Origin of the sequence: Pseudonocardia ailaonensis (genome assembly GCF_039531635.1) — a bacterium.
Taxonomy (GTDB): Bacteria; Actinomycetota; Actinomycetes; order Mycobacteriales; family Pseudonocardiaceae; genus Pseudonocardia; species Pseudonocardia ailaonensis.
On record NZ_BAAAQK010000001.1, the window covers coordinates 169,380 to 187,062 of the forward strand.

17 protein-coding genes are annotated in these 17,683 nt (G+C 73.5%); 7 read left to right on the top strand and 10 right to left on the bottom strand.

Annotated elements, in window-relative coordinates:
- Window positions 1-2 precede the first annotated feature (2 nt).
- Genes ABD324_RS00760 through ABD324_RS00770 form a run of 3 tightly spaced genes read right to left on the bottom strand, consistent with a single transcriptional unit; the run spans window position 3 to window position 2,523 of the window.
- Window positions 3-1,202: a thiolase family protein gene (locus ABD324_RS00760; RefSeq protein ID WP_344411525.1), complete on the bottom strand. Its 1,200-nt coding sequence runs from the start codon at window positions 1,200-1,202 to the stop codon at window positions 3-5.
- On the bottom strand, window positions 1,199-1,645 hold the full coding sequence (locus ABD324_RS00765) for a Zn-ribbon domain-containing OB-fold protein (RefSeq protein WP_344411526.1): 447 nt from the start codon (window positions 1,643-1,645) through the stop codon (window positions 1,199-1,201). Before ABD324_RS00765 ends, ABD324_RS00760 begins: the two co-directional genes overlap by 4 nt.
- Window positions 1,642-2,523 (bottom strand): SDR family NAD(P)-dependent oxidoreductase, encoded by an 882-nt coding sequence (locus ABD324_RS00770; protein ID WP_344411527.1) that lies wholly within the window; start codon window positions 2,521-2,523, stop codon window positions 1,642-1,644. Before ABD324_RS00770 ends, ABD324_RS00765 begins: the two co-directional genes overlap by 4 nt.
- Before the next feature lie 226 nt (window positions 2,524-2,749).
- Between ABD324_RS00770 and ABD324_RS00775 the strand changes: the two genes are divergently transcribed.
- The 6 genes from ABD324_RS00775 to ABD324_RS00800 are packed head-to-tail and all read left to right on the top strand — an operon-like array spanning window position 2,750 to window position 8,327.
- A complete protein-coding gene (locus ABD324_RS00775; protein ID WP_344411528.1) occupies window positions 2,750-3,886 on the top strand; it encodes an acyl-CoA dehydrogenase family protein in 1,137 nt (378 codons plus the stop codon).
- Complete coding sequence (locus ABD324_RS00780; RefSeq protein ID WP_344411529.1) at window positions 3,883-4,350, top strand: Zn-ribbon domain-containing OB-fold protein; 468 nt, start codon at window positions 3,883-3,885, stop codon at window positions 4,348-4,350. Before ABD324_RS00775 ends, ABD324_RS00780 begins: the two co-directional genes overlap by 4 nt.
- A gap of 2 nt (window positions 4,351-4,352) precedes the next feature.
- A complete protein-coding gene (locus ABD324_RS00785; protein WP_344411530.1) occupies window positions 4,353-5,501 on the top strand; it encodes a thiolase family protein in 1,149 nt (382 codons plus the stop codon).
- Window positions 5,498-6,715, top strand: coding sequence for an acyl-CoA dehydrogenase family protein (locus ABD324_RS00790; protein ID WP_344411531.1), 1,218 nt, complete (start codon window positions 5,498-5,500; stop codon window positions 6,713-6,715). The genes ABD324_RS00785 and ABD324_RS00790 overlap by 4 nt, the downstream gene beginning before the upstream one ends.
- 60 nt (window positions 6,716-6,775) lie before the next feature.
- Entirely contained in the window at window positions 6,776-7,411 is a 636-nt protein-coding gene (locus ABD324_RS00795; RefSeq protein ID WP_344411532.1) for a TetR/AcrR family transcriptional regulator, read from the top strand.
- A gap of 49 nt (window positions 7,412-7,460) precedes the next feature.
- A complete protein-coding gene (locus tag ABD324_RS00800; RefSeq protein ID WP_344411533.1) occupies window positions 7,461-8,327 on the top strand; it encodes a MaoC/PaaZ C-terminal domain-containing protein in 867 nt (288 codons plus the stop codon).
- Between the two features lie 98 nt (window positions 8,328-8,425).
- On the opposite strand, the gene ABD324_RS00805 is transcribed toward ABD324_RS00800, so the two are convergent.
- The 6 genes from ABD324_RS00805 to ABD324_RS00830 are packed head-to-tail and all read right to left on the bottom strand — an operon-like array spanning window position 8,426 to window position 14,228.
- A complete protein-coding gene (locus ABD324_RS00805; RefSeq protein WP_344411534.1) occupies window positions 8,426-9,418 on the bottom strand; it encodes a hypothetical protein in 993 nt (330 codons plus the stop codon).
- Window positions 9,419-9,447: 29 nt separating this feature from the next.
- Window positions 9,448-9,963 carry a UGSC family (seleno)protein gene (locus ABD324_RS00810; protein WP_344411535.1) on the bottom strand — a complete coding sequence of 172 codons (516 nt, stop codon included), beginning with the start codon at window positions 9,961-9,963 and terminating at the stop codon, window positions 9,448-9,450.
- Window positions 9,964-9,977: 14 nt separating this feature from the next.
- On the bottom strand, window positions 9,978-11,351 hold the full coding sequence (locus ABD324_RS00815) for an acetyl-CoA carboxylase biotin carboxylase subunit (protein WP_344411536.1): 1,374 nt from the start codon (window positions 11,349-11,351) through the stop codon (window positions 9,978-9,980).
- Window positions 11,351-12,799 (bottom strand): hypothetical protein, encoded by a 1,449-nt coding sequence (locus tag ABD324_RS00820; protein ID WP_344411537.1) that lies wholly within the window; start codon window positions 12,797-12,799, stop codon window positions 11,351-11,353. Before ABD324_RS00820 ends, ABD324_RS00815 begins: the two co-directional genes overlap by 1 nt.
- On the bottom strand, window positions 12,796-13,281 hold the full coding sequence (locus ABD324_RS00825) for an acetyl-CoA carboxylase biotin carboxyl carrier protein (protein WP_344411538.1): 486 nt from the start codon (window positions 13,279-13,281) through the stop codon (window positions 12,796-12,798). Before ABD324_RS00825 ends, ABD324_RS00820 begins: the two co-directional genes overlap by 4 nt.
- Complete coding sequence (locus ABD324_RS00830; RefSeq protein WP_344411539.1) at window positions 13,278-14,228, bottom strand: NAD(P)/FAD-dependent oxidoreductase; 951 nt, start codon at window positions 14,226-14,228, stop codon at window positions 13,278-13,280. The genes ABD324_RS00825 and ABD324_RS00830 overlap by 4 nt, the downstream gene beginning before the upstream one ends.
- Window positions 14,229-14,319: 91 nt before the next feature.
- Here ABD324_RS00830 and ABD324_RS00835 point away from each other — a divergent pair, with 91 nt between their 5' ends.
- Window positions 14,320-15,255, top strand: a complete 936-nt coding sequence (locus tag ABD324_RS00835; protein WP_344411540.1) for a LysR family transcriptional regulator — start codon at window positions 14,320-14,322, stop codon at window positions 15,253-15,255.
- Here the strand turns inward: ABD324_RS00835 and ABD324_RS00840 are convergent.
- Window positions 15,218-17,668, bottom strand: coding sequence for a CaiB/BaiF CoA transferase family protein (locus tag ABD324_RS00840; RefSeq protein ID WP_344411541.1), 2,451 nt, complete (start codon window positions 17,666-17,668; stop codon window positions 15,218-15,220). The two genes, ABD324_RS00835 and ABD324_RS00840, sit on opposite strands and share 38 nt — an antisense overlap.
- Window positions 17,669-17,683 lie beyond the last annotated feature (15 nt).

Here is a 17,683-nt window from a genome sequence, read left to right on the forward strand (position 1 = left end):
CCTCAGGCCGCCCGCTTCTCGAGGATGTGCACGCCGCAGGAGCTGCCCAGCCCGATGACGTGCGCGAGGCCGACGCGGGCGCCCTCGATCTGACGCGGACCGGCCTCCTCCCGAAGGTGCGTCGCGATCTCGTAGATGTTCGCGATCCCGGTCGCCGAGATCGGATGCCCCTTCGACTCCAGGCCGCCGCTGACGTTGACCGGCAGCCGCCCGTCGCGCCAGGTCGCGCCGGACTCGAACAGGTCCACGGCCCCACCGGGATCGCAGAGCCGCAGGTTCTCGTAGTGGACGAGCTCGGCGGTGGCGAAGCAGTCGTGCAGCTCGACGAGGTCCAGGTCCTCCGGGCCGATGCCGGCCTGCGCGTAGGCCGCGTCGGCCGCCTGCCTCGTCAGCGTGTTGACGTCGGGCAGCACCTGGCACGCCTCCTGCCAGGGGTCGCTCGTGAGGACGGACGCGCTGATCTTCACCGCACGGCGCTGCTGGGTGGGGTCGAGCGTGCGCAGCTTGGCATCGCTCACCAGGACGGCCGCGGCCGCCCCGTCGGTGTTCGCCGAGCACATCGGACGGGTGTTCGGGTACGCGATCATGACGTCGTTCATGATCTGCTCGAGGGTGAACCGACGCTGGTACGCGGCCTTCGGGTTCAGCGTGGAGTGGGCGTGGTTCTTCTCCGAGATCCGCGCGAAGAGCTCGAAGGTCGCACCCTCGTGGGCATGGGCGTACTCCATGCCCACCTGGGCGAAGACGCCCGGCATCGTGTCCGTGCCGACGAGCCCCTCGAGCGGCGCGACCGCGCCGAACCGGCCGCTGCGGGTCCACGTGTTCGACGCCGCCGGGGCCGCAGGCCCACCCAGCAGGCCGACCCCGGAGAGCTTCTCCGTCCCGACCGCGAGCGCGACGTCCGACTCGCCCGACCTGATCGACATCATGGCCACCCGCAGCGCCGTGGCCCCGGTGGCGCAGGCGTTCGCGACGTTGAAGACCGGGATGCCGGTCTGCCCGATCTGCTTCTGCAGTCGCTGCCCGATCCCCTCGGCGGCCCGCATCAGGTTGCCCGCCGCCAGGACCTGGGCGTCCCGCATGGTCAGGCCGGCGTCGTCGAGCGCGTCCAGCGCCGCCTCGGCCGCCAGGTCCACCTCGTCCTCGGGGCGCTTCCCGAACGGCGTCATCGAGATGCCGACGATCCACACTGCGTCGCTCACGGCTTCCTGCTGCTTTCCGGCCGGAGGGCGGGCTCGAACCCGAAGCCCACGGCCTCGGTCCCCTTCTCGTCCGTGCCAATGGGGGAGGTGACGAGCCGGACCGCCATGCCCAGCCGGACGTGCTCGGGGTCCGGCGGCACGTTCACGAGGGTGGCGCGCACGCTCGTGCCCTCGCAGTCGACGATCGCGGACACGAACGGCGTCCGGACACCCGGCATCGCGACGTGGACGATCGTGAAGGAGCGCACGGTCCCCTGCGACGGGACCCGGACCTCGGTGAACTCCCGTGCGCCGCAGCTCGCGCAGGCGACGCGCCGGTCGAAGAAGCGGGCGGCGCAGGACACGCACTCGTGGGCCCGCAGGTGCGGATCCTCGCCCAGGACGAGGTAGTCGACGACCGGCAGGCGCGCGCCGGCCCCGGTCGTGGCGGCGGGTGCACTCATGAGGTGAGCTTCAGCTCCTCGCCGATGTGCTGCGGGAAGACGTAGCCCTCGTCGCCGTCGATCGCCTCGATGTTGTCCGCCACCCACTCGGGCGTCATGTCGGTGGTGCGCATGCCCCGGGTCACCCCGACCTGCACCCGCGCGACCCGCCCCATGCCGACGCTGTAGATGTTCCCGGACACGGTGCTCTGCCGCGAGGCCAGGTAGGTGACCAACGGGGCGACCATCTCCTGCGAGGCCGCGGAATGCATGGACGCCGGCATCAGGTGCTCCGTCATCCGCGTGACGGCCATCGGCGCGATCACGTTGGCGCAGATCCCGTCCTTGCGCCCCTCGAGCGCCAGGATCCGGGTCAGGCCGACGATGCCCATCTTGGCGGCCCCGTAGCTGGACTGCCCGACGTTGCCGAACAGGCCGGCCGCCGAGGAGGTCGCCACGAGGCGGCCGTAGCCCTGCGCCTTCATGTGCGGGAAGGCCGCGTGGAAGACCCGCGCCGTCCCGGCCAGGTGCACGTCGACCACGGCGAAGAAGTCCTCGTCGCTGACCTTCGCGAACGTCCGGTCCCGCAGGATCCCGGCGTTGGCGATCACGGCGTCGACGCGGCCGTACTCCCGCAGTGCGGTCTCGATGATCGCCGCGGCCCCCTCGACGGTGGCACCGTCGTGGTTGTCCGGCGTCGCCGTCCCGCCTTCGGCGACGATCTGCTTCGCCAGGTCGGCGGCGCGTTCCGGGTCGCCGCCACCGCCCGCCACCACCCCACCGGTGTCGTTGACGACCACGCGCGCTCCGCGCGAGGCCAGGGACCGCACGTAGGCGGATCCGAGGCCCCCGGCGGCACCGGTCACGACGACGACGTCGCCGTCCAGGTCGATCGACATTCCCGCACTCCCCTTCGAGTTACAGACCAAGATTGTCCGCAATACCGGCACTCTGGCACGGCCCGAACGAACCGTCAACGACCAATCAGGCCGGACTCGGTCGAGGTGGACCGGTGGGCCCTGACACAGGGGGCGAACCTCACCGGGCTCGCTAATTAGAGACGATCATTGACCGAAAGTCCCTCAGGTCGTATAACCGACGCAACCCGTCCAGGAGGAGTCACCAGTGTCGGCACTCGCCCAAGAGACGTCCAGCCATGCCCCGGACGAGCAGGATCGCAGGGAGCTGCGCGACACCGTTCGCCGAGCGTTGCTCGCGGTCGCCCCCGTCGAGACCACCCTGAAGCTGATGGAGGCCGACCGGCCCTGGGACGAGGCCGGCTGGCGACGGCTCGCCGACGAGGTCGGCCTGCCCGCGCTCACCGTCCCCCAGGAGTACGACGGCCAGGGCTTCGGCCGGGTCGAGGAGGGGATCGTCCTCGAGGAGCTCGGCCGGGTCCTGTACCCCGGCCCCCTCGTCCCCGGCGCCGTACTGGCCGGCGGGGCACTGCGCCTCGCCGCCGCGGCCGGGAGCACGACCGCGGCCCGGTGGCTGCCCGCGATCGCCGAGGGCACGCTCTCGGCGGCGCTCGTCCTCCCGGGCTCGGCGGAGGACGTCCGCCTGACCGGCACCGGCGCCGGCGCCACCGTCGACGGTCGTGCCGCCTATGTGATCGGGGGGATCGACGCCGACCTGTTCGTCCTGGTCGGCCACGGTCCCGAGGGTCCGGTCCTGACGGCGGTCGAGCGCGGGCCCGCGGTCTCCGTGGAGCCGGTGAGCGTGCTCGACCTGACCCGCCCGCTCGCGCACGTCCGGTTCGCCGCGGCGCCCGCCGTCCCGCTGGTCGAGGGCCCGGACACCGACCTCGTGCACGCCGTCCGCAACCTGGCCCGCTCGGCGCTGACCAGCGAGAGCGCCGGCGCGGCTCGCGCGGCACTCGAGATCACGGTCGCCTACGCCCAGACCCGGGTCCAGTTCGGCCGGCTGATCGGCTCCTTCCAGGCCGTCCGGCACCGCCTCGCCGACCTGCTCGCCGAGGTGGAGATCGCGTCGGAGGCCGCCGAGGCGGCCGCGGCGATCCCGGACTCCGAACTGGCCACCACCGATGCCGACATCACGGTCGCCACCGCGGTCGGCATGGTCATCGACACCTTCACGACGGTCGCCGAACAGACGGTCCAGCTGCACGGCGGCATCGGATTCACCTGGGAGCACCCCGCACACATGTACCTCAAGCGCGCCAAGGCGACCGAGCTGCTCCTCGGCGGAGCCGAGCGCAGCCGCGCCGAGCTGTTCGACGCCCTCCAGGAGGCCTCCGCATGACCACCGGCGACACCGAGGGGGCCGGGGCCGCGGACACCGCCGCACCCGCGCCGTTCGCCTCCGTCGATCCCACCCTGTACACGTTCGGACCCGAGGGCGAGGTCATCATCCCCGGCTCGCAGAGCGACGAGACCGGCGACCGGTTCTGGCCGCCGCGGCTGCGCTGCCCGAGGACGGGTGGGACCGTGACCGACGTCGACCTGGCCACCACGGGCACGGTCTGGTCCTGGACCTTCGTCCACGCGCCCTGGCCCGGCCTCGTGTCCCCCAACGGGACCGACGAGGGGTACACCGCCGGACTCGTCGACCTCGCCGACGGGCCCAGGGTGATCGGCGTGCTGATCGGCGATCGTGAGGCGATCGCGGTCGGCACCCCGGTCCGCGCGGTCCCGCTGCCGTTCCGCGAGCTGGCGGACCAGCAGGGTGCGATCCTGGCCTTCGAGACCACCGGGATCGCGTCGTGAGGATGAACCGGGACGTGTACGTGCTGGGGGTCGGCATGAGCCGCTTCGGCGGCCCGCCCCAGACCCTGGCCCAGAAGATGATCACGTCGGGACGGGCGGCCCTCGCCGACGCCGGCCTGGGGTACGACCGCGTCGAGTCGCTCTACCTGGGCTCGGCCCTGATGCCCCCCACCTTCGGCGTCGACGTCGTCAAGGACTTCGGCCTCACCGGGATCCCGGTGGTCCGCATCGAGAACGCCTCCGCGACCGGGGCGGCCGCCTTCTTCGAGGCCGTGCACGCGGTGGCGGGCGGCCGGGTCGAGGTCTCGATGGCCCTGGGCTTCGACGACCCGAAGGCCGTCGGGGTGGGCTTCAACAACAGGAGTGCGGAGTCCCGCGGCCTGCTCGGCGCCGTCGGGCCGATGACGTTCTTCTCGATGTGGGCCGTCCGCCGGATGGCGGAACGCGGGACCACCATCGAGACGCTGGCGAAGATCGCGGCGAAGAACTGGAACAACGCCCGGCACAACCCGTTCGCGGAGCGTCAGGCTCCCGAGCCGGTCACCGTGGAGCAGGTCCTCGCCTCCCGGATGCTGGCCTACCCGCACACGGCGCGAATGGCGGCCCCGCAGGGCGGGGGGGCCGCCGCGGCGATCGTCGTCTCGGGCGACGTCGTCCGGTCGCTGGGGGTGTCGGACGCGGTCCGGGTCGTGGCCGCCCAGGCGGTGTCCGAACGCTACGACCCCGGTCACCTGTTCAAGGGGGCGATCGTCGGACCGCCGGAGATGGCGCGCCGCGGCGCACACGCCGCCTACGAGGAGGCCGGCATCGGCCCCGACGAGCTCAACGTCATCGCCTTCCACGACGCGTACGCGATCGAGGAGCTCCTGTACTACGAGGAGATCGGGCTCTGCGGCCCCGGTGAGGGCGACCGGCTCGTGCACGACGGGACGACCGAGCTCACCGGCAAGCACCCCGTGTCGACCGACGGCGGGTTCATCGGCCGCGGGCATCCGGCGGGTCCGACGGGGCTCGCCCAGATCTGGGAGCTCACCGAACAGCTGCGCGGCCGTGCCGGCGGGCGGCAGGTCGCCGATCCCCGCCACGGCCTGGCGCACATCATCGGCGCGGGGTCCGTCTGCTACACCCACATCCTGGAGGCGGCACGATGACCACGACGGAGAGCAGGTCCGAGGACGACACGGCGGCCGACGAGCAGGCGGTCTCCGAGCGGATCACGGAGTTCCTGGCCGACGTCGCCGCCCGCCCCGCGGACAAGCGCGAGATCTGGGCCCGCCAGTTCGACGCCGGTCTCGCCTGGGTCGACTTCCCCGTGGGGTTCGGCGGGATGGGCGTCGGTCGGGGTCTGCGGGCGCTCGTCACCGCGCGGCTGCGGGCGGCGGGGATCCGGGAGTCGTCCACGGCGAACGGCATCGGCGTGAGCCTCACGGCCCCGCTGCTCGTCTCCCACGGGACCGAGGAGCAGCGCCGGCGCCATCTCCGTCCGCTGTTCACCGGCGAGGAGATCTGCTGCCAGCTCTTCAGCGAGCCCGGTGCGGGATCCGACCTGGCCGCCCTGGCGACCACCGCCCAGCGCACGGACACCGGCTACGTGGTCAACGGCCAGAAGGTCTGGACGACCCTGGCGCACGTCTCCACGTGGGGTCTGCTGATCGCGCGCACCAACCCGGACGTGCCGAAACACGCCGGGCTGAGCATGTTCCTGGTGGACATGAGCTCGGCGGGCATCACGCCGAGACCGATCCGCGAGATGACCGGGGACGCCGACTTCAACGAGGTCTTCCTCGAGGACGTCGAGATCCCCGCGGAGTCGCTCATCGGGACGGAGGGGGGCGGCTGGAGCGCCGTCGTGTCGGCGCTGGCGAACGAACGGGCCGTCTTCTCGACCCCGCTCCCCCGCGGCGGCGGCGAGATCGCGGAGGCGGTCGACCTCTGGAAGCGGTTCGGCGCCGGACGTCCGGAACTGCGGGACCGCTACACGCGCCTGTGGGCACGCGCCGAGGCACTGCGGCTGGCGGAGGCCCGCGCGATCGCCTCGGAGGAGCCGGGGATCGTCAGCCCGGCATGGTCGTACTTCAAGCTGCTGCGGTCGGAGCTGAGCCAGCAGGTCTACTCGTTCTGCCTGACCCTGACCGGCCCCGAGGGGCTCGAGTACGGCAGCTACGCGATGCGCAGGCCCGAGACCTCGGAGGACATGGCCCACTCCGGGGACGTGAGCAGGTCGTTCCTGTTCGCGCGGTGCAAGACCATCGCGGCCGGCACCTCGGAGGTCCAGCGCACGATCGTCGCCGACCGGGTGCTGCGGCTGCCCCGCGAACCGCAGGTGGACCGCAACACGCCCTGGCGCGACCTGCGCAAGGGCTGAACGGTCGCGGGACGTCCCGGGCCGACGACAGGTGGTCGAGCTACTTCCGAGGGAGTGCGGGTGACCGAGGACGCGCAGCCGGTGGGCCGACGTGCGGTCGGCCGGCCGGTGGACCCGGACATCGAGGCGCGGGTCTTCGCCGTCGTCCGTGAGGTCTACTCCGAGACGGGGTGGGCAGGTTTCACGATCCACGCCGTCGCGACCCGGGCGAAGGTGGGCAAGGCCGCCATCTACCGGCGCTGGGGTTCGAAGGAGGAGCTGATCGCCGACGCCATCGTCTCGACGGTGTCGGCGCCGATCCAGGACCGGGGTTCCCTGCGCGAGGACCTGATCGCGGTCGTGCAGGGCGAGCTCGCCGAGTACCTGCGGCCGGCCGACGGGCTCGTCCGCCTGCGGGCCATGGTGGAGGCGAAGGCCTATCCCGAGCTGTTCGGCGCCGCCATGGACCGGATCCGGCGGCTGCGCACCGCGAACGGACGCACCATCGTCGACACCGCGCGGCGCCGCGGCGAGCTCCCGACCGAGGCGGACGGGATCCTGATGCTCGACGCGATAGGCGGCATGACGATGAACCGCTTCCTCGCCACACCCAGCTACGCGATGCGTGAGCTGCAACGGGACTCACGGCAGTTCGCGGAGTCCGTCGTCGACTACGTCCTCGCGGCCACCGACGCCCATCTTCGACACCGGACCTGACGGCGGCGCCGCCGGCCCCGGCTCCACAATCGAGAGGAATCGCGCACGAATGAGCATCAATCTCGCCGCCCTGGGCGTCCGCTGGGACGCCGGCACCGTCCGGTGGGGGTCCAAGGACGCCCTGCTCTACGCGGTCGGGGTCGGGGCGGGTGCCGCCGACCCGAGCGCCGAGCTGCAGTTCACCACCGAGAACAGCAGGGGCGTGGACCAGGTCGTGCTCCCCACGTTCCTCGTCACCCTCCGCGGTAACCGGACCGAGGGGATGCCCGCTCTCGGGGACTTCGGCAACGACCGCATCCTGCACGCCGAGCAGGCGATCGAGCTCCCGGGCCTCATCCCGGTCACCGGCTCGGCCCGGGTCGGGTCCGTGGTCTCACGGATACTGGACAAGGGCAAGCACGCGCTGATCGAGATCGAGTCCGAGCTGCGGGACACCGAGACGGATGCGCTCGTCGGCACCGGCCGCTCGATGCTGCACGTGCGGGACGCGGGCGGGTTCGGCGGTGACCGGGGTGAGTCCGCGCAGTGGTCGCTCCCGGACCGGGAGCCCGACCACACGCTGACCGCCACCACCAGGCCCGAGCAGGCGCTGCTGTACCGCCTCACGGGAGACCGGAACCCGCTGCACTCCGATCCCACGTTCGCCGCACGGGCCAGCTTCGACCGACCGATCCTGCACGGCCTGTGCACCTACGGGTTCGCGGGCCGGATGCTCACCGAGCAGGTGCTCGGCGGTGACGCCCGCCGCTTCCGGGGGATGTCCGTCCGCTTCGCGTCGCCGGTCTGGCCGGGCGACGTCCTCACCGTGCGGGCGTGGGAGAACGGCGACGAGGAGGTGCTGTTCGTCGTCTCGGTGGGTGACCGGGTCGTCCTCGACCGCGGCCGGCTCACCACGGTCGCCGAGGGATCCGCGTAGCTCCGCTCGAACCGGCCGTGCCGATCCGGGGCCGTGCGCCGTCCGCCCTCCGGGCAGCGGCGCACGGCCCCGGGTACGTCGGGGCGGCACCGCGGGGCTCAGGCGATCGGCACCGTGAGGACGGGCGAGTCGACGAAGCTCGAGAGGATCAGGGCCTGGTTGGGCTCCGGCCCGCCCGCCACGACCACGACCAGGTCGTCCGGGGACCCGTACGGGAGGACCCGGCCGCCGCGGCCCTCGCGGCGGTAGCGGGTCAACGGCTGGTCGGTGTACCCGGAGCCGTCGCGCCGTGCGACCTCGAAGACCGCCTCGGCGAGGCGGTCGCGGTCGAAGCCGGACCGGTCGAGGATCGCGGCCGTCCCCGGCGACAGCACCAGGACCGGGTTGCCGGCGCCGGACTGCACGTGCTTGTGGCCCCGCGTGGCGAGGGCGTCGGCGATGATCGCGATCTCGTCGTCGACCGCGCCCGGGCGGGGGTCGGGCAGCCGGACGTTGGTCAGGGAGATGATGCTCGTCATCGTGACCGCCGAGCCCGGGTGGCCGCGGACGGCGGCGAGCCCCGGCCAGGGTGACTCCTCCTCGTTCTCGGCGAAGCAGACGCCGAACTTCGAGGGCAGGCCGTGGGAGGAGCGGTCGATCTCGTCGGGCACCCCGCCACCGATGTTGAGCAGCATCAGCCGCACCGCCCGGCCGATGGTCGCGTTCGCCCGGTAGCCGGGTCCGAGGGCACCGCGGCCGCCGTGCAGGCCGGCCCGGGCCCGGATCGGGCCGTTGACGATGATCGCCGGCGTCGCCGCGCTGGTGGTCGCCTGCACCGCCGCGATGTTCATCGCCGGGGCCGCCAGCAGCCCGGCCGCGGCGACGACCACCGGGAACGTCTCGGGCGGGCACCCGGCGAGGACGGCGTTGACGGCGATCCGCTCGACCGTCGCCTCGCCCCCGCGCGGCCCGATGACGCCGACGACGTGGGCACGGTCGAGGTCGACCTCCGCGAGCAGGCGATCGACACGCGCCGGCGTCGGGGCGACGACGGGGAGCCCGTCCGTCCAGCCCTCCCGCCACGCGAACTCGGCGAAGTCCTCCTCGGTCACGTCGACCCGCGTGCAGGACCCGGCCGCGCTCACCGGGCCCGCCCGCCGAGGTGCGTGGCGATCTGCCGGGGCAGCTCGGCGGCGAGCGTCGCGAGCCTGCCGTCGTCGAACTGCTCGAGATCGGCCGGCAGGTTCACCAGGGGGAGCTCACCCGCCAGCGAGGCGACCATGCCGGCGTAGCGCTGGGTGGCCGCGACGAGGACGGCGACGCCGTTGTCCGCGAGCCACCGGGCGTTGCGCGCGGTGGCGACCGCGCACGAGCCGCAGTTCGCCAGCCCGACGACCGCCGCGTCGGCCTTCGCGACGTCGCGCAGCACCTCCTCCGGGGCGGGCTCGCCCAGCGGGACGTCGAAGAGCTCCACGCCCGTGACGCCGTGCTCGTCGACGAGGGCGGCGCGGATCGGCTCGCGGAGCGCGGCCCAGGACCGCCATCCGTTGCCGACGATCGCGACCGAACGCCCGGTGAGGCCGTCCAGCCTGGCGACGTCCCCGACGCCCACCGCCGCCGCGGCGGCGACCGGGCTGAGGACCGTGATCGCTCCCATGTGGAACCTCTCGCTCAGTGGATCCCGTGGGCGCGGTCGAACCAGCTCGTCGTGTGCTCGTCCGCGCGGAAGGCCTCGGAACCGAGGACCTCGTCCAGGGTGGTCAGGGTGGTGTGGACGCCCTCGATCTCGAACTCGTCGAGGGCGCGCCTCATGCGGGAGATCGCGTGTTCCCGGGTCGTCGCCTCGACGACCACCTTTGCGATCAGGGAGTCGTAGTAGGGCGGCACGTCGTCGCCCGGCCCGAGGGCGGTGTCCACCCGCACACCGGGTCCCGCCGGCGGGCGGAAGCGGGTCACGCGGCCCGGCGTCGGCCGGAACCCGCGGGTCGGGTCCTCGGCGAGCACCCGCGCCTCGATCACGTGGCCCCGGCTCTGCGGTGGCCGGGCCGCGTCGAGCTCGCAGGAACCGGTGGCCGCGAGCAGGAGCTGCTGCCGCACGATGTCGACGCCGGTGCGCATCTCGGTGACCCCGTGCTCGACCTGGAGCCGGGTGTTCATCTCGAGGAAGAAGAACGCCCCCGCGTCGAGGTCCCACAGGAACTCGACGGTCCCGGCGCCGCGGTAGCCCACCCGCTCGGCGAGCCGCACCGCCGCCGCCCGCATCGCGTCGCGCGCCCCGGCGTCGAGCACGCCGCACGGGCTCTCCTCGATCAGCTTCTGATGGCGTCGCTGGACCGAGCAGTCCCGCTCGCCCAGGCCGACCACACCGTCGGCGGTCCCGAAGACCTGGACCTCGACGTGCCGGCCCCGGGCGACGTAGCGCTCGGCGTAGAGGGTTCCGTCGGAGAACGCCGCCGACGCCTCGGCGCGGGCGAGCTCGACGGCGGCGGCTATGTCGTCGGAGGAGCCGTCGGAGGAGTCGTCGGAGGAGCCGTCGGCATCCACCAGGCGCATCCCCCGTCCCCCGCCGCCGGCCGCTGCCTTGACCAGCACCGATCCGCCCATCGAGCGGATCACCGCCGCGGCCTCCCCCGCGTCCGCACCGAGGACCCTGCCCGGCACCACCGGGACCGACGCCTCCTCGGCCACCCGCCGCGCCGAGATCTTGTCCCCCATCAGGCGGATCGCCCCGGCGCCGGGGCCGACGAACCGCACACCGGCCTCGGCGCAGGCGTCCGCGAACGACGCCGACTCCGACAGGAAGCCGTATCCCGGGTGGACGGCGTCGGCCCCGGTGGCCCGCACCGCCGTCATCAGGGCCCCGATGCTCAGGTACGACTGCGCCGCCGGTCCCGGGCCGATGCAGAAGGCCTGGTCGGCGGCCCGCACGGCGGCGCTCCCGGCATCGGCGGCCGAGTGCGCGACCACGGCCTCCATGCCGAGCTCCCGGCAGGCACGCAGGACGCGCAGCGCGATCTCGCCGCGGTTGGCGATCAGGACCCGCATCAGAGCCGCACCTGCAGCCGCCGGGGCGCCATGCGGGTGATCAGCTCGGCGACGAGCGCCGTCTCCGGGCGGCGCGGGCGGGTGCGGGTCGGCACCTGCTCCCGGCGGAACTCGGCGAGGGCGGCCTCGGAGTACAGCACGGCGAGCAGCAGGTCCTCGTCGCTGTCGAAGGCACCGTGCTCGTCGCGGAACGCCGGGAGGAACGGCCGGGCGAACCGCTCGTAGGGGTCGATCTCCGGATCGTCGCCGAGCACCCTGTCGAGGACGTCGGGGGCGATCTTCCCCGCGGGGCGCCCGTACATCCCGGCGAGGTAGTTCCGCAGCTCGACCGGGCTGCTCGCGTAGCGCTCGCCGCTCACGACGTTGAGGGTCGCCTGCACGCCGACCATCTGCGAGCAGGGCGTCACCATGACCGGATGGCCCAGCTCCGCCCGCACCCGCGCGGCCTCCTCGAGGATCTCGCCGAGGCGGTCCGCCACGCCGAGTGCGGTCAGCTGCGCGACGAGGTTCGACATCATGCCGCCGGGAATCTGGTGGCGGGTGAAGGCCTCGATCTCCGCGTCGGTCATCCGGGTGGACCGCGGGCGGGGCCGGCCCTCGACGTGGGCCGCCCAGTCGAAGTACGCGTCCACCTCGGCGATCGCGGCGCGGTCGACGTCCAGGGGGCGGTCGTGCCGGTCGGCGGTGGCGACGACGTCCTCGACGGACGGGATCGAGCGCCCGTACGACACCGCGCGCGGGACGCCGGCGAGCACGTCCACGCCGCAGGCGAGAGCGACGTCGTAGCACTCGGCGGCACGCCCGGTGAGGTCGTGGACGTTCATCTCGAGCCGGGTCGCCGACCCGGCGAGCTCCTCCTGAGCCACCCCGATCAGGGCCCGGGCCGACTCCGCCGACAGGAGGCCGGAGGCGTCGAGGAGGCTGACCCGGGAGACTCCCAGCGCGGCGGCCCGGCGGACGACCTCCCGCTGGACGTCGTCCGTGTGGACCGGGGAGACCGTGTGGCACACGGGTACCGTGACCTCGATCCCGCAGCTGTGCGCGACCCGGACGTGGTGCTCGATCTGCCGCATGTCGTTGAGCGCGTCGTAGATCAGCAGCCACCTGATCCCGTGCCGGGCCAGGGTCCTGACGAACAGCTCGACGACGTCGTCGGGGAACTGCTGCCAGCCGAACAGGGTCCGGCCGCGGATCTGCGCCGCCGCCGGGGTGTGGGGCATCAGCCGCGTCACGGCGTCGATCCGGGCCCACGGGTCCTCGCGCAGGTGCACCACGGCCGACTCGAAGGTCGCGCCGGACACGACCAGCGACTTCTCGTAGCCCACACGGTCGACGAGCGGGGCCGCGTCGACCATCGTGTCCGTGCTCATGCGGCTGCTCCACAGCGACTGCGGGCCGTCGCGGAACCCCTCGTCGGTGAGGTGGAGCGGGCGCCGGGCGGTCGTCATCGGGGGTCGGCCGGGCGCAGCGCGACGAGCGGAGCGCCGAACTGGACCAGCTGCCCGTCCTGCACCAGGACGCGGTCGACGATGCCGGCCGCCGTCGCGGTGACGGTGTTCATCAGCTTCATCACCTCGATGATGCCGACCGTCTGCCCCACCTCGACCCGGGTGCCGACCTCGACGAACGGGCTCGCGCCAGGGCTCGGCGCGACGTAGAAGACGCCCGCGATGGAGGCCGTCACCAGCTCCCCCGCCGCCACCTCCTCGCCCGGCACGGCGGCGGGTTCCTCCTCCGTGGCGGGCTCCGCGGTCGCCTGTGCGCGGACCGGCGGCAGGTCCCCGGCGGGGCGCGGGCCCCGGTCGAGCTTCACGCGGAAGCGCCCGACCCTGAGGTCGATCTTCTCCAGCCGGTCGTCCTGCTCGACCAGCCGCAGCATCTCCAGCGCGTCCGTGTACCCGAACGACTCCTGCTCCCGACCCTCGGTCATCGGAGCCCCTTCCCGCCTGCGCCGCTGTGCACCAACCATCGTTCGGCGTCCAGCGACGCCTGACATCCCGAGCCCGCCGCGGTGATCGCCTGGCGGTACCGGTGGTCCACCAGGTCCCCGCACGCGAACACCCCGTCGACCGAGGTCATCGTCGTCGGACCCGGCAGCAGCACGTGGCCGCCGTCGCCGAGCTCGACCTGACCGCGCACGAGCTCGCTGCGCGGAGTCTGGCCCACGGCGACGAACAGCCCGTCCACCGCCAGGCGCGACTCCACGCCCGACCGGAGGTCCCGGAGGAGCACACCGGTCACGGAGGGCCGTCCGAGGATGTCGGTCACCACCGCGTCGGTCATGATCCGGACGTCGGTGCGGGCCAGCTCGTCCTGGAGGATCCGGCTCGCCCGCAGCGTGTCGCGACGGTGGACGAGCGTGACCTCGGACGCGAGCCGGGCCAGCGTGATGGCCTCCTCGACCGCCGCGTCGCCGCCCCCGACGACGGCGACCGGCCGGCCCCGGTAGGTGAAGCCGTCGCAGGTCGCACAGGTCGACACGCCGTTGCCCATGGCCCAGGACTCGGCCGGCAGCCCCAGGGTCCGGGCCTGCGAGCCCATCGCGAGGACGACCGCGTCCGCCGTCCACTCCGCGCCCGCGGTCCGCACCCGGCGGGCCGTGGCGTCGAGATCGATCCCGATCGCGTCCTCCGGCACGAGCTCGACCCCGAGGCCCTGCGCCTGCACGCGCATGTTCGCCATGAGCTCGGGCCCGTGGATGCCCTTCGGGAAGCCCGGGAAGTTCTGCACCTCACCGGTGCCCATCAGCGCGCCGCCGAGCTCGGCCCCCTCGATCACGAGCGGGCCCAGGCCCGCGCGGGCGGCGTAGATCGCCGCGGTGTAGCCGGCGGGCCCCGACCCGACGACGACGACGGACCGGTGGGGTGGCTGGCTCACGTGTGTTCCTCCTGGTCGGGCACCACGACTCTCGGGCAGACCATCCGAAGGAGCAACACTCAGTTCTGACGGGATTCCATAGGATCGGCCTATGGAGATGCGGCAGCTCGAGTTCTTCCTGGCCGTCGTCGAGACCGGCTCGGTCACGGCGGCCGCACGGGACCTCCACATCACCCAGCCGTCGCTGTCGCAGTCCCTGCGCCGCCTCGAACGGGAGGTCGGAGCGGTCCTGTTCCAGCGCGTCGGCCGGGGAATGGTCATCACCTCCGCCGGCGAGGCGCTCGTGGGCCCCGCCCGCCGGATCCTCAAGGAGCGCCTCGACGCCCGGGCCGCCGTCGCCGCCGTCGCCGGCCTGGGGGGAGGCGAGCTCGTGCTGGGCGCGCTCCCGTCCCTGACCCTCGATCCGCTCGCCCCGATCCTGGGCCGGTTCCGGCGGGCCTACCCGCTGGTCAGGATCACCGTCCGCGCGCTCGTCCGGGCCGAGAGCGTCGTCGACGCCGTCTCCGGCGGCGCCTGCGACCTCGGGATCGTCGGAGCACCGGTGCACGACCCGGAGCTGACCCGGCTCCGGTTCGGCACCCAGCGCCTCGTCCTGCTCGCCCACCGGGACGTCCCGCTCCCGGACGGGCCGCTGGGCCACGACGACCTCGTCGGCCTGCCGTTCGTCTGCGGACCGGCGGGCGGCTCCTCACGCATCGCGCTCGAGAACGCCCTGCGCGACATCGGCGCCGAGCCGCACATCGTCGTGGAGACCGAGTCGACCGAGGCCATCGTGCCGCTGGTGCTGAACGGGTGCGGGGTCGCGCTGCTCCCGGAGGGGCTCGTGAAGGGCGCGGAGCGTTCCGCCGCGTCGGTCCGCGAGCTCGATCCTCCGCTCGCCCGCGAGACCCTGCTCCTCCATCGCTCGCCGCTCTCGTCGCCGGCGGCCCGGGCGTTCATCGACCTGGGCCTGGGCCGGACGCCCGACCCTCAGGGGGAGGTCCGGCCCGTCACCAGCCGAGACGCGCGTTCGTGCGCGCCCCGATGACGCCCTCCTCGGCCAGCCGGTCGACGTCGGCCTCCGTCATGCCGACCAGCGCGGTGAGGACGTCCTTGTTGTCCTCCCCCAGCCGCGGCGCCGGGCTCCGGTGCCACGGGATCGTGCGCGAGGCGAAGTCCAGCGGGAACCGCACGATCCGGAAGGTCCCGGCCACCGGGTGCTGCACGGTCTCGTACCGCTTCCGAGCCTGCAGCGGGCCGTCGTCCGCCAGCTCGTGCGCCGGGAGGGCGGCCGCGGCGGGGACCCCCGCCGCCCGCAGCTCGTCCGCCGCCTCGGCCGCCGTCCGGTCGACGCTCCACGCCGTGATCAGCTCGTCGAGCCGATCGTGCTGTGCCGCGCGCTGCTCCGGCGTGGCGAGTGCCGGGTCCCCGGCCAGGTCGGGGGCCCCGATGACCCGGCAGAGGGCCTCCCACTGGGCCCGGGTCTCGATGCTGACGGCGAGCCAGTCGTCCGCCGGCCCGCCCAGGTCGCTGCGGAACCGGTCCCGCGCGCGGTAGATCCCCTGCGGGACGGCGGTGGCCGAGCGGTTGCCCTGCCGGGTCAGCAGCACGCCCGTGGCGGAGAACTCCACCACCTGCTCACCGCTCATGGCCACCATCGGGCCGATGAGCGGGCTCTCGACCAGCGATCCCCGGCCGTCGAGCCGGCGCTGCTCCAGGCCGATCAGCCCGGCGAAGGCCGCGTGCAGCCCGCCGAGGGAGTCCGCGGGCGCGGCGGCCATGGTCGGCGGGCCGTCCGCGTCGCCCGTCAGCCAGGCGAGTCCGCCGGCGTAGTCGAAGATGGGCGCGTAGCCCACCAGGTCCCGCCAGGGCCCGGTGGTCCCGAACGCGGAGATCCGCAGCATCACGAGGTCCGGGTTGGCCGACGACAGGTCCCCGTACCCGAGCCGCATGCTCTCGAGGACGCGGGGGCTGAAGTTCTCGACGAGGAGGTCGCACTGCGTGACCAGGCCCAGCACCACGTCGCGACCGGCCGACTGCCGCAGGTCGACGGCCAGGTCGCGCTTGTTCGTGTTGGCGGCCAGGAAGAACGGGCTGGTCTCCCACCACTCGTCGAGGTGCGGCTGCGACGCGGCCATCCGGATGCCGTCCGGCCTGCCGGCCGACTCGACGTGGATCACGTCGGCGCCGAAGAAGGCGAAGACCTGGCTGGCGAGCGGCCCGGCCCAGTAGGCGGTCAGGTCCGCGACGCGCAGCCCCGCGAGCGGGAGCTGGGGATCGAAGTCGGGGTCCGGCCGGTCGGGCCGGGGCGTCAGGGGTGCCAGGGTGGCCGACCGGTAGTGCTCCGTCGCCTCCCCCAGCGCCGGTGACGGGCCGGGCACGGCCGGGACGTGCTCGCCCCGGACCGTGTAGGGGCCGGCCGGCTGGGTGGTGCCCGTCCGGGGATGGGTGGTGAAGGTCCCGGCCCGGACGAGGTGGTCGTTCTCGGGCAGCGTCCGGCCGTTCAGGACGGGAGCCGCCGGGATGCGCAGCGCGGTCGCCGCGTCCATGATCTCCGCGACGGTGCGCCTGCTGCTCCACTCGTTGATCGAGGGGAGGATCTCCTCGGCCCGCGCGGCCCGGTTGTCCATGTTGGCCAGTGACTCGTCGGCCAGCCAGTCCGGCCGCTCGACGAGCTCGCACAGGGCCTTCCACTGCTGGCCGGTCGTGACCCAGATCCCGATGTACCCGTCCTTCGCCGGGTGCACGCCCGGCACCGACTCGTCCCGCTTCCCCCGGTTCGGCCGGCCGAAGAGGTCGTTGTAGGTGACGTGGTACATCGTCTGGGTCAGGGCCAGGACGTCGATGGCCGCGAGATCGACCAGATCCCCCGTCCCCGCGCGCCGCAGCCCCTCGCGGCCGATCATCAGCGCCAGTGCCAGCGCGATGCCCACCGCATAGTCGCCCTCGGACCCGCCGAGCATCAGCGGCGGGCCCTCCTTGGGGCCGCGCAGCCAGGCGTTGCCCGTCAGGGCCTGCAGCGTGAACTCCGTCGACGGCCGGTCCGCCCACTCGCCCTCGCGCCCGAACGCCGAGGTCGCGACGACGAGGGCGTGCGGTGCCTCCGCCCGCAGCTGCTCCGGGGTCAGCCCGAGGCTGTGGCAGACGGCCGACGTCTTCGACCACACGATCGCGTCCGCGCCCCGGACCAGGCCGGCGAGGAGCGCACGGCCCGCGTCGTCGTCCGTCACGACGACGCTGCGCTTGCCGCAGGTGAGGTACCCGAAGAACGGCCCGCCGTACTCCGGGTCGACCGCGGCACCGCTCGTCGAGCGGCGCCGCAGCGCGCTCCCCTCCGGTGACTCGACGAGGACGACCTCCGCCCCGGCGTCGGCCAGGAGCTTGGTGCCGTAGGCACCGGCGATGTCGTCGGTCAGGTCCAGGATCCGGTACGAACCGGCCAGCACCCCTGTCTGGGTCACCGGGCATTCCTCTCG

Coding starts and splice junctions, on each gene's coding strand:
- ABD324_RS00765 (WP_344411526.1), bottom strand. CDS start 1,645: ATGAGTGCACCCGCCGCCACGACCGGGGCCGGCGCGCGCCTGCCGGTC.
- ABD324_RS00770 (WP_344411527.1), bottom strand. CDS start 2,523: ATGTCGATCGACCTGGACGGCGACGTCGTCGTCGTGACCGGTGCCGCC.
- ABD324_RS00780 (WP_344411529.1), top strand. CDS start 3,883: ATGACCACCGGCGACACCGAGGGGGCCGGGGCCGCGGACACCGCCGCA.
- ABD324_RS00785 (WP_344411530.1), top strand. CDS start 4,353: ATGAACCGGGACGTGTACGTGCTGGGGGTCGGCATGAGCCGCTTCGGC.
- ABD324_RS00790 (WP_344411531.1), top strand. CDS start 5,498: ATGACCACGACGGAGAGCAGGTCCGAGGACGACACGGCGGCCGACGAG.
- ABD324_RS00800 (WP_344411533.1), top strand. CDS start 7,461: ATGAGCATCAATCTCGCCGCCCTGGGCGTCCGCTGGGACGCCGGCACC.
- ABD324_RS00810 (WP_344411535.1), bottom strand. CDS start 9,963: ATGGGAGCGATCACGGTCCTCAGCCCGGTCGCCGCCGCGGCGGCGGTG.
- ABD324_RS00815 (WP_344411536.1), bottom strand. CDS start 11,351: ATGCGGGTCCTGATCGCCAACCGCGGCGAGATCGCGCTGCGCGTCCTG.
- ABD324_RS00820 (WP_344411537.1), bottom strand. CDS start 12,799: ATGACGACCGCCCGGCGCCCGCTCCACCTCACCGACGAGGGGTTCCGC.
- ABD324_RS00825 (WP_344411538.1), bottom strand. CDS start 13,281: ATGACCGAGGGTCGGGAGCAGGAGTCGTTCGGGTACACGGACGCGCTG.
- ABD324_RS00835 (WP_344411540.1), top strand. CDS start 14,320: ATGGAGATGCGGCAGCTCGAGTTCTTCCTGGCCGTCGTCGAGACCGGC.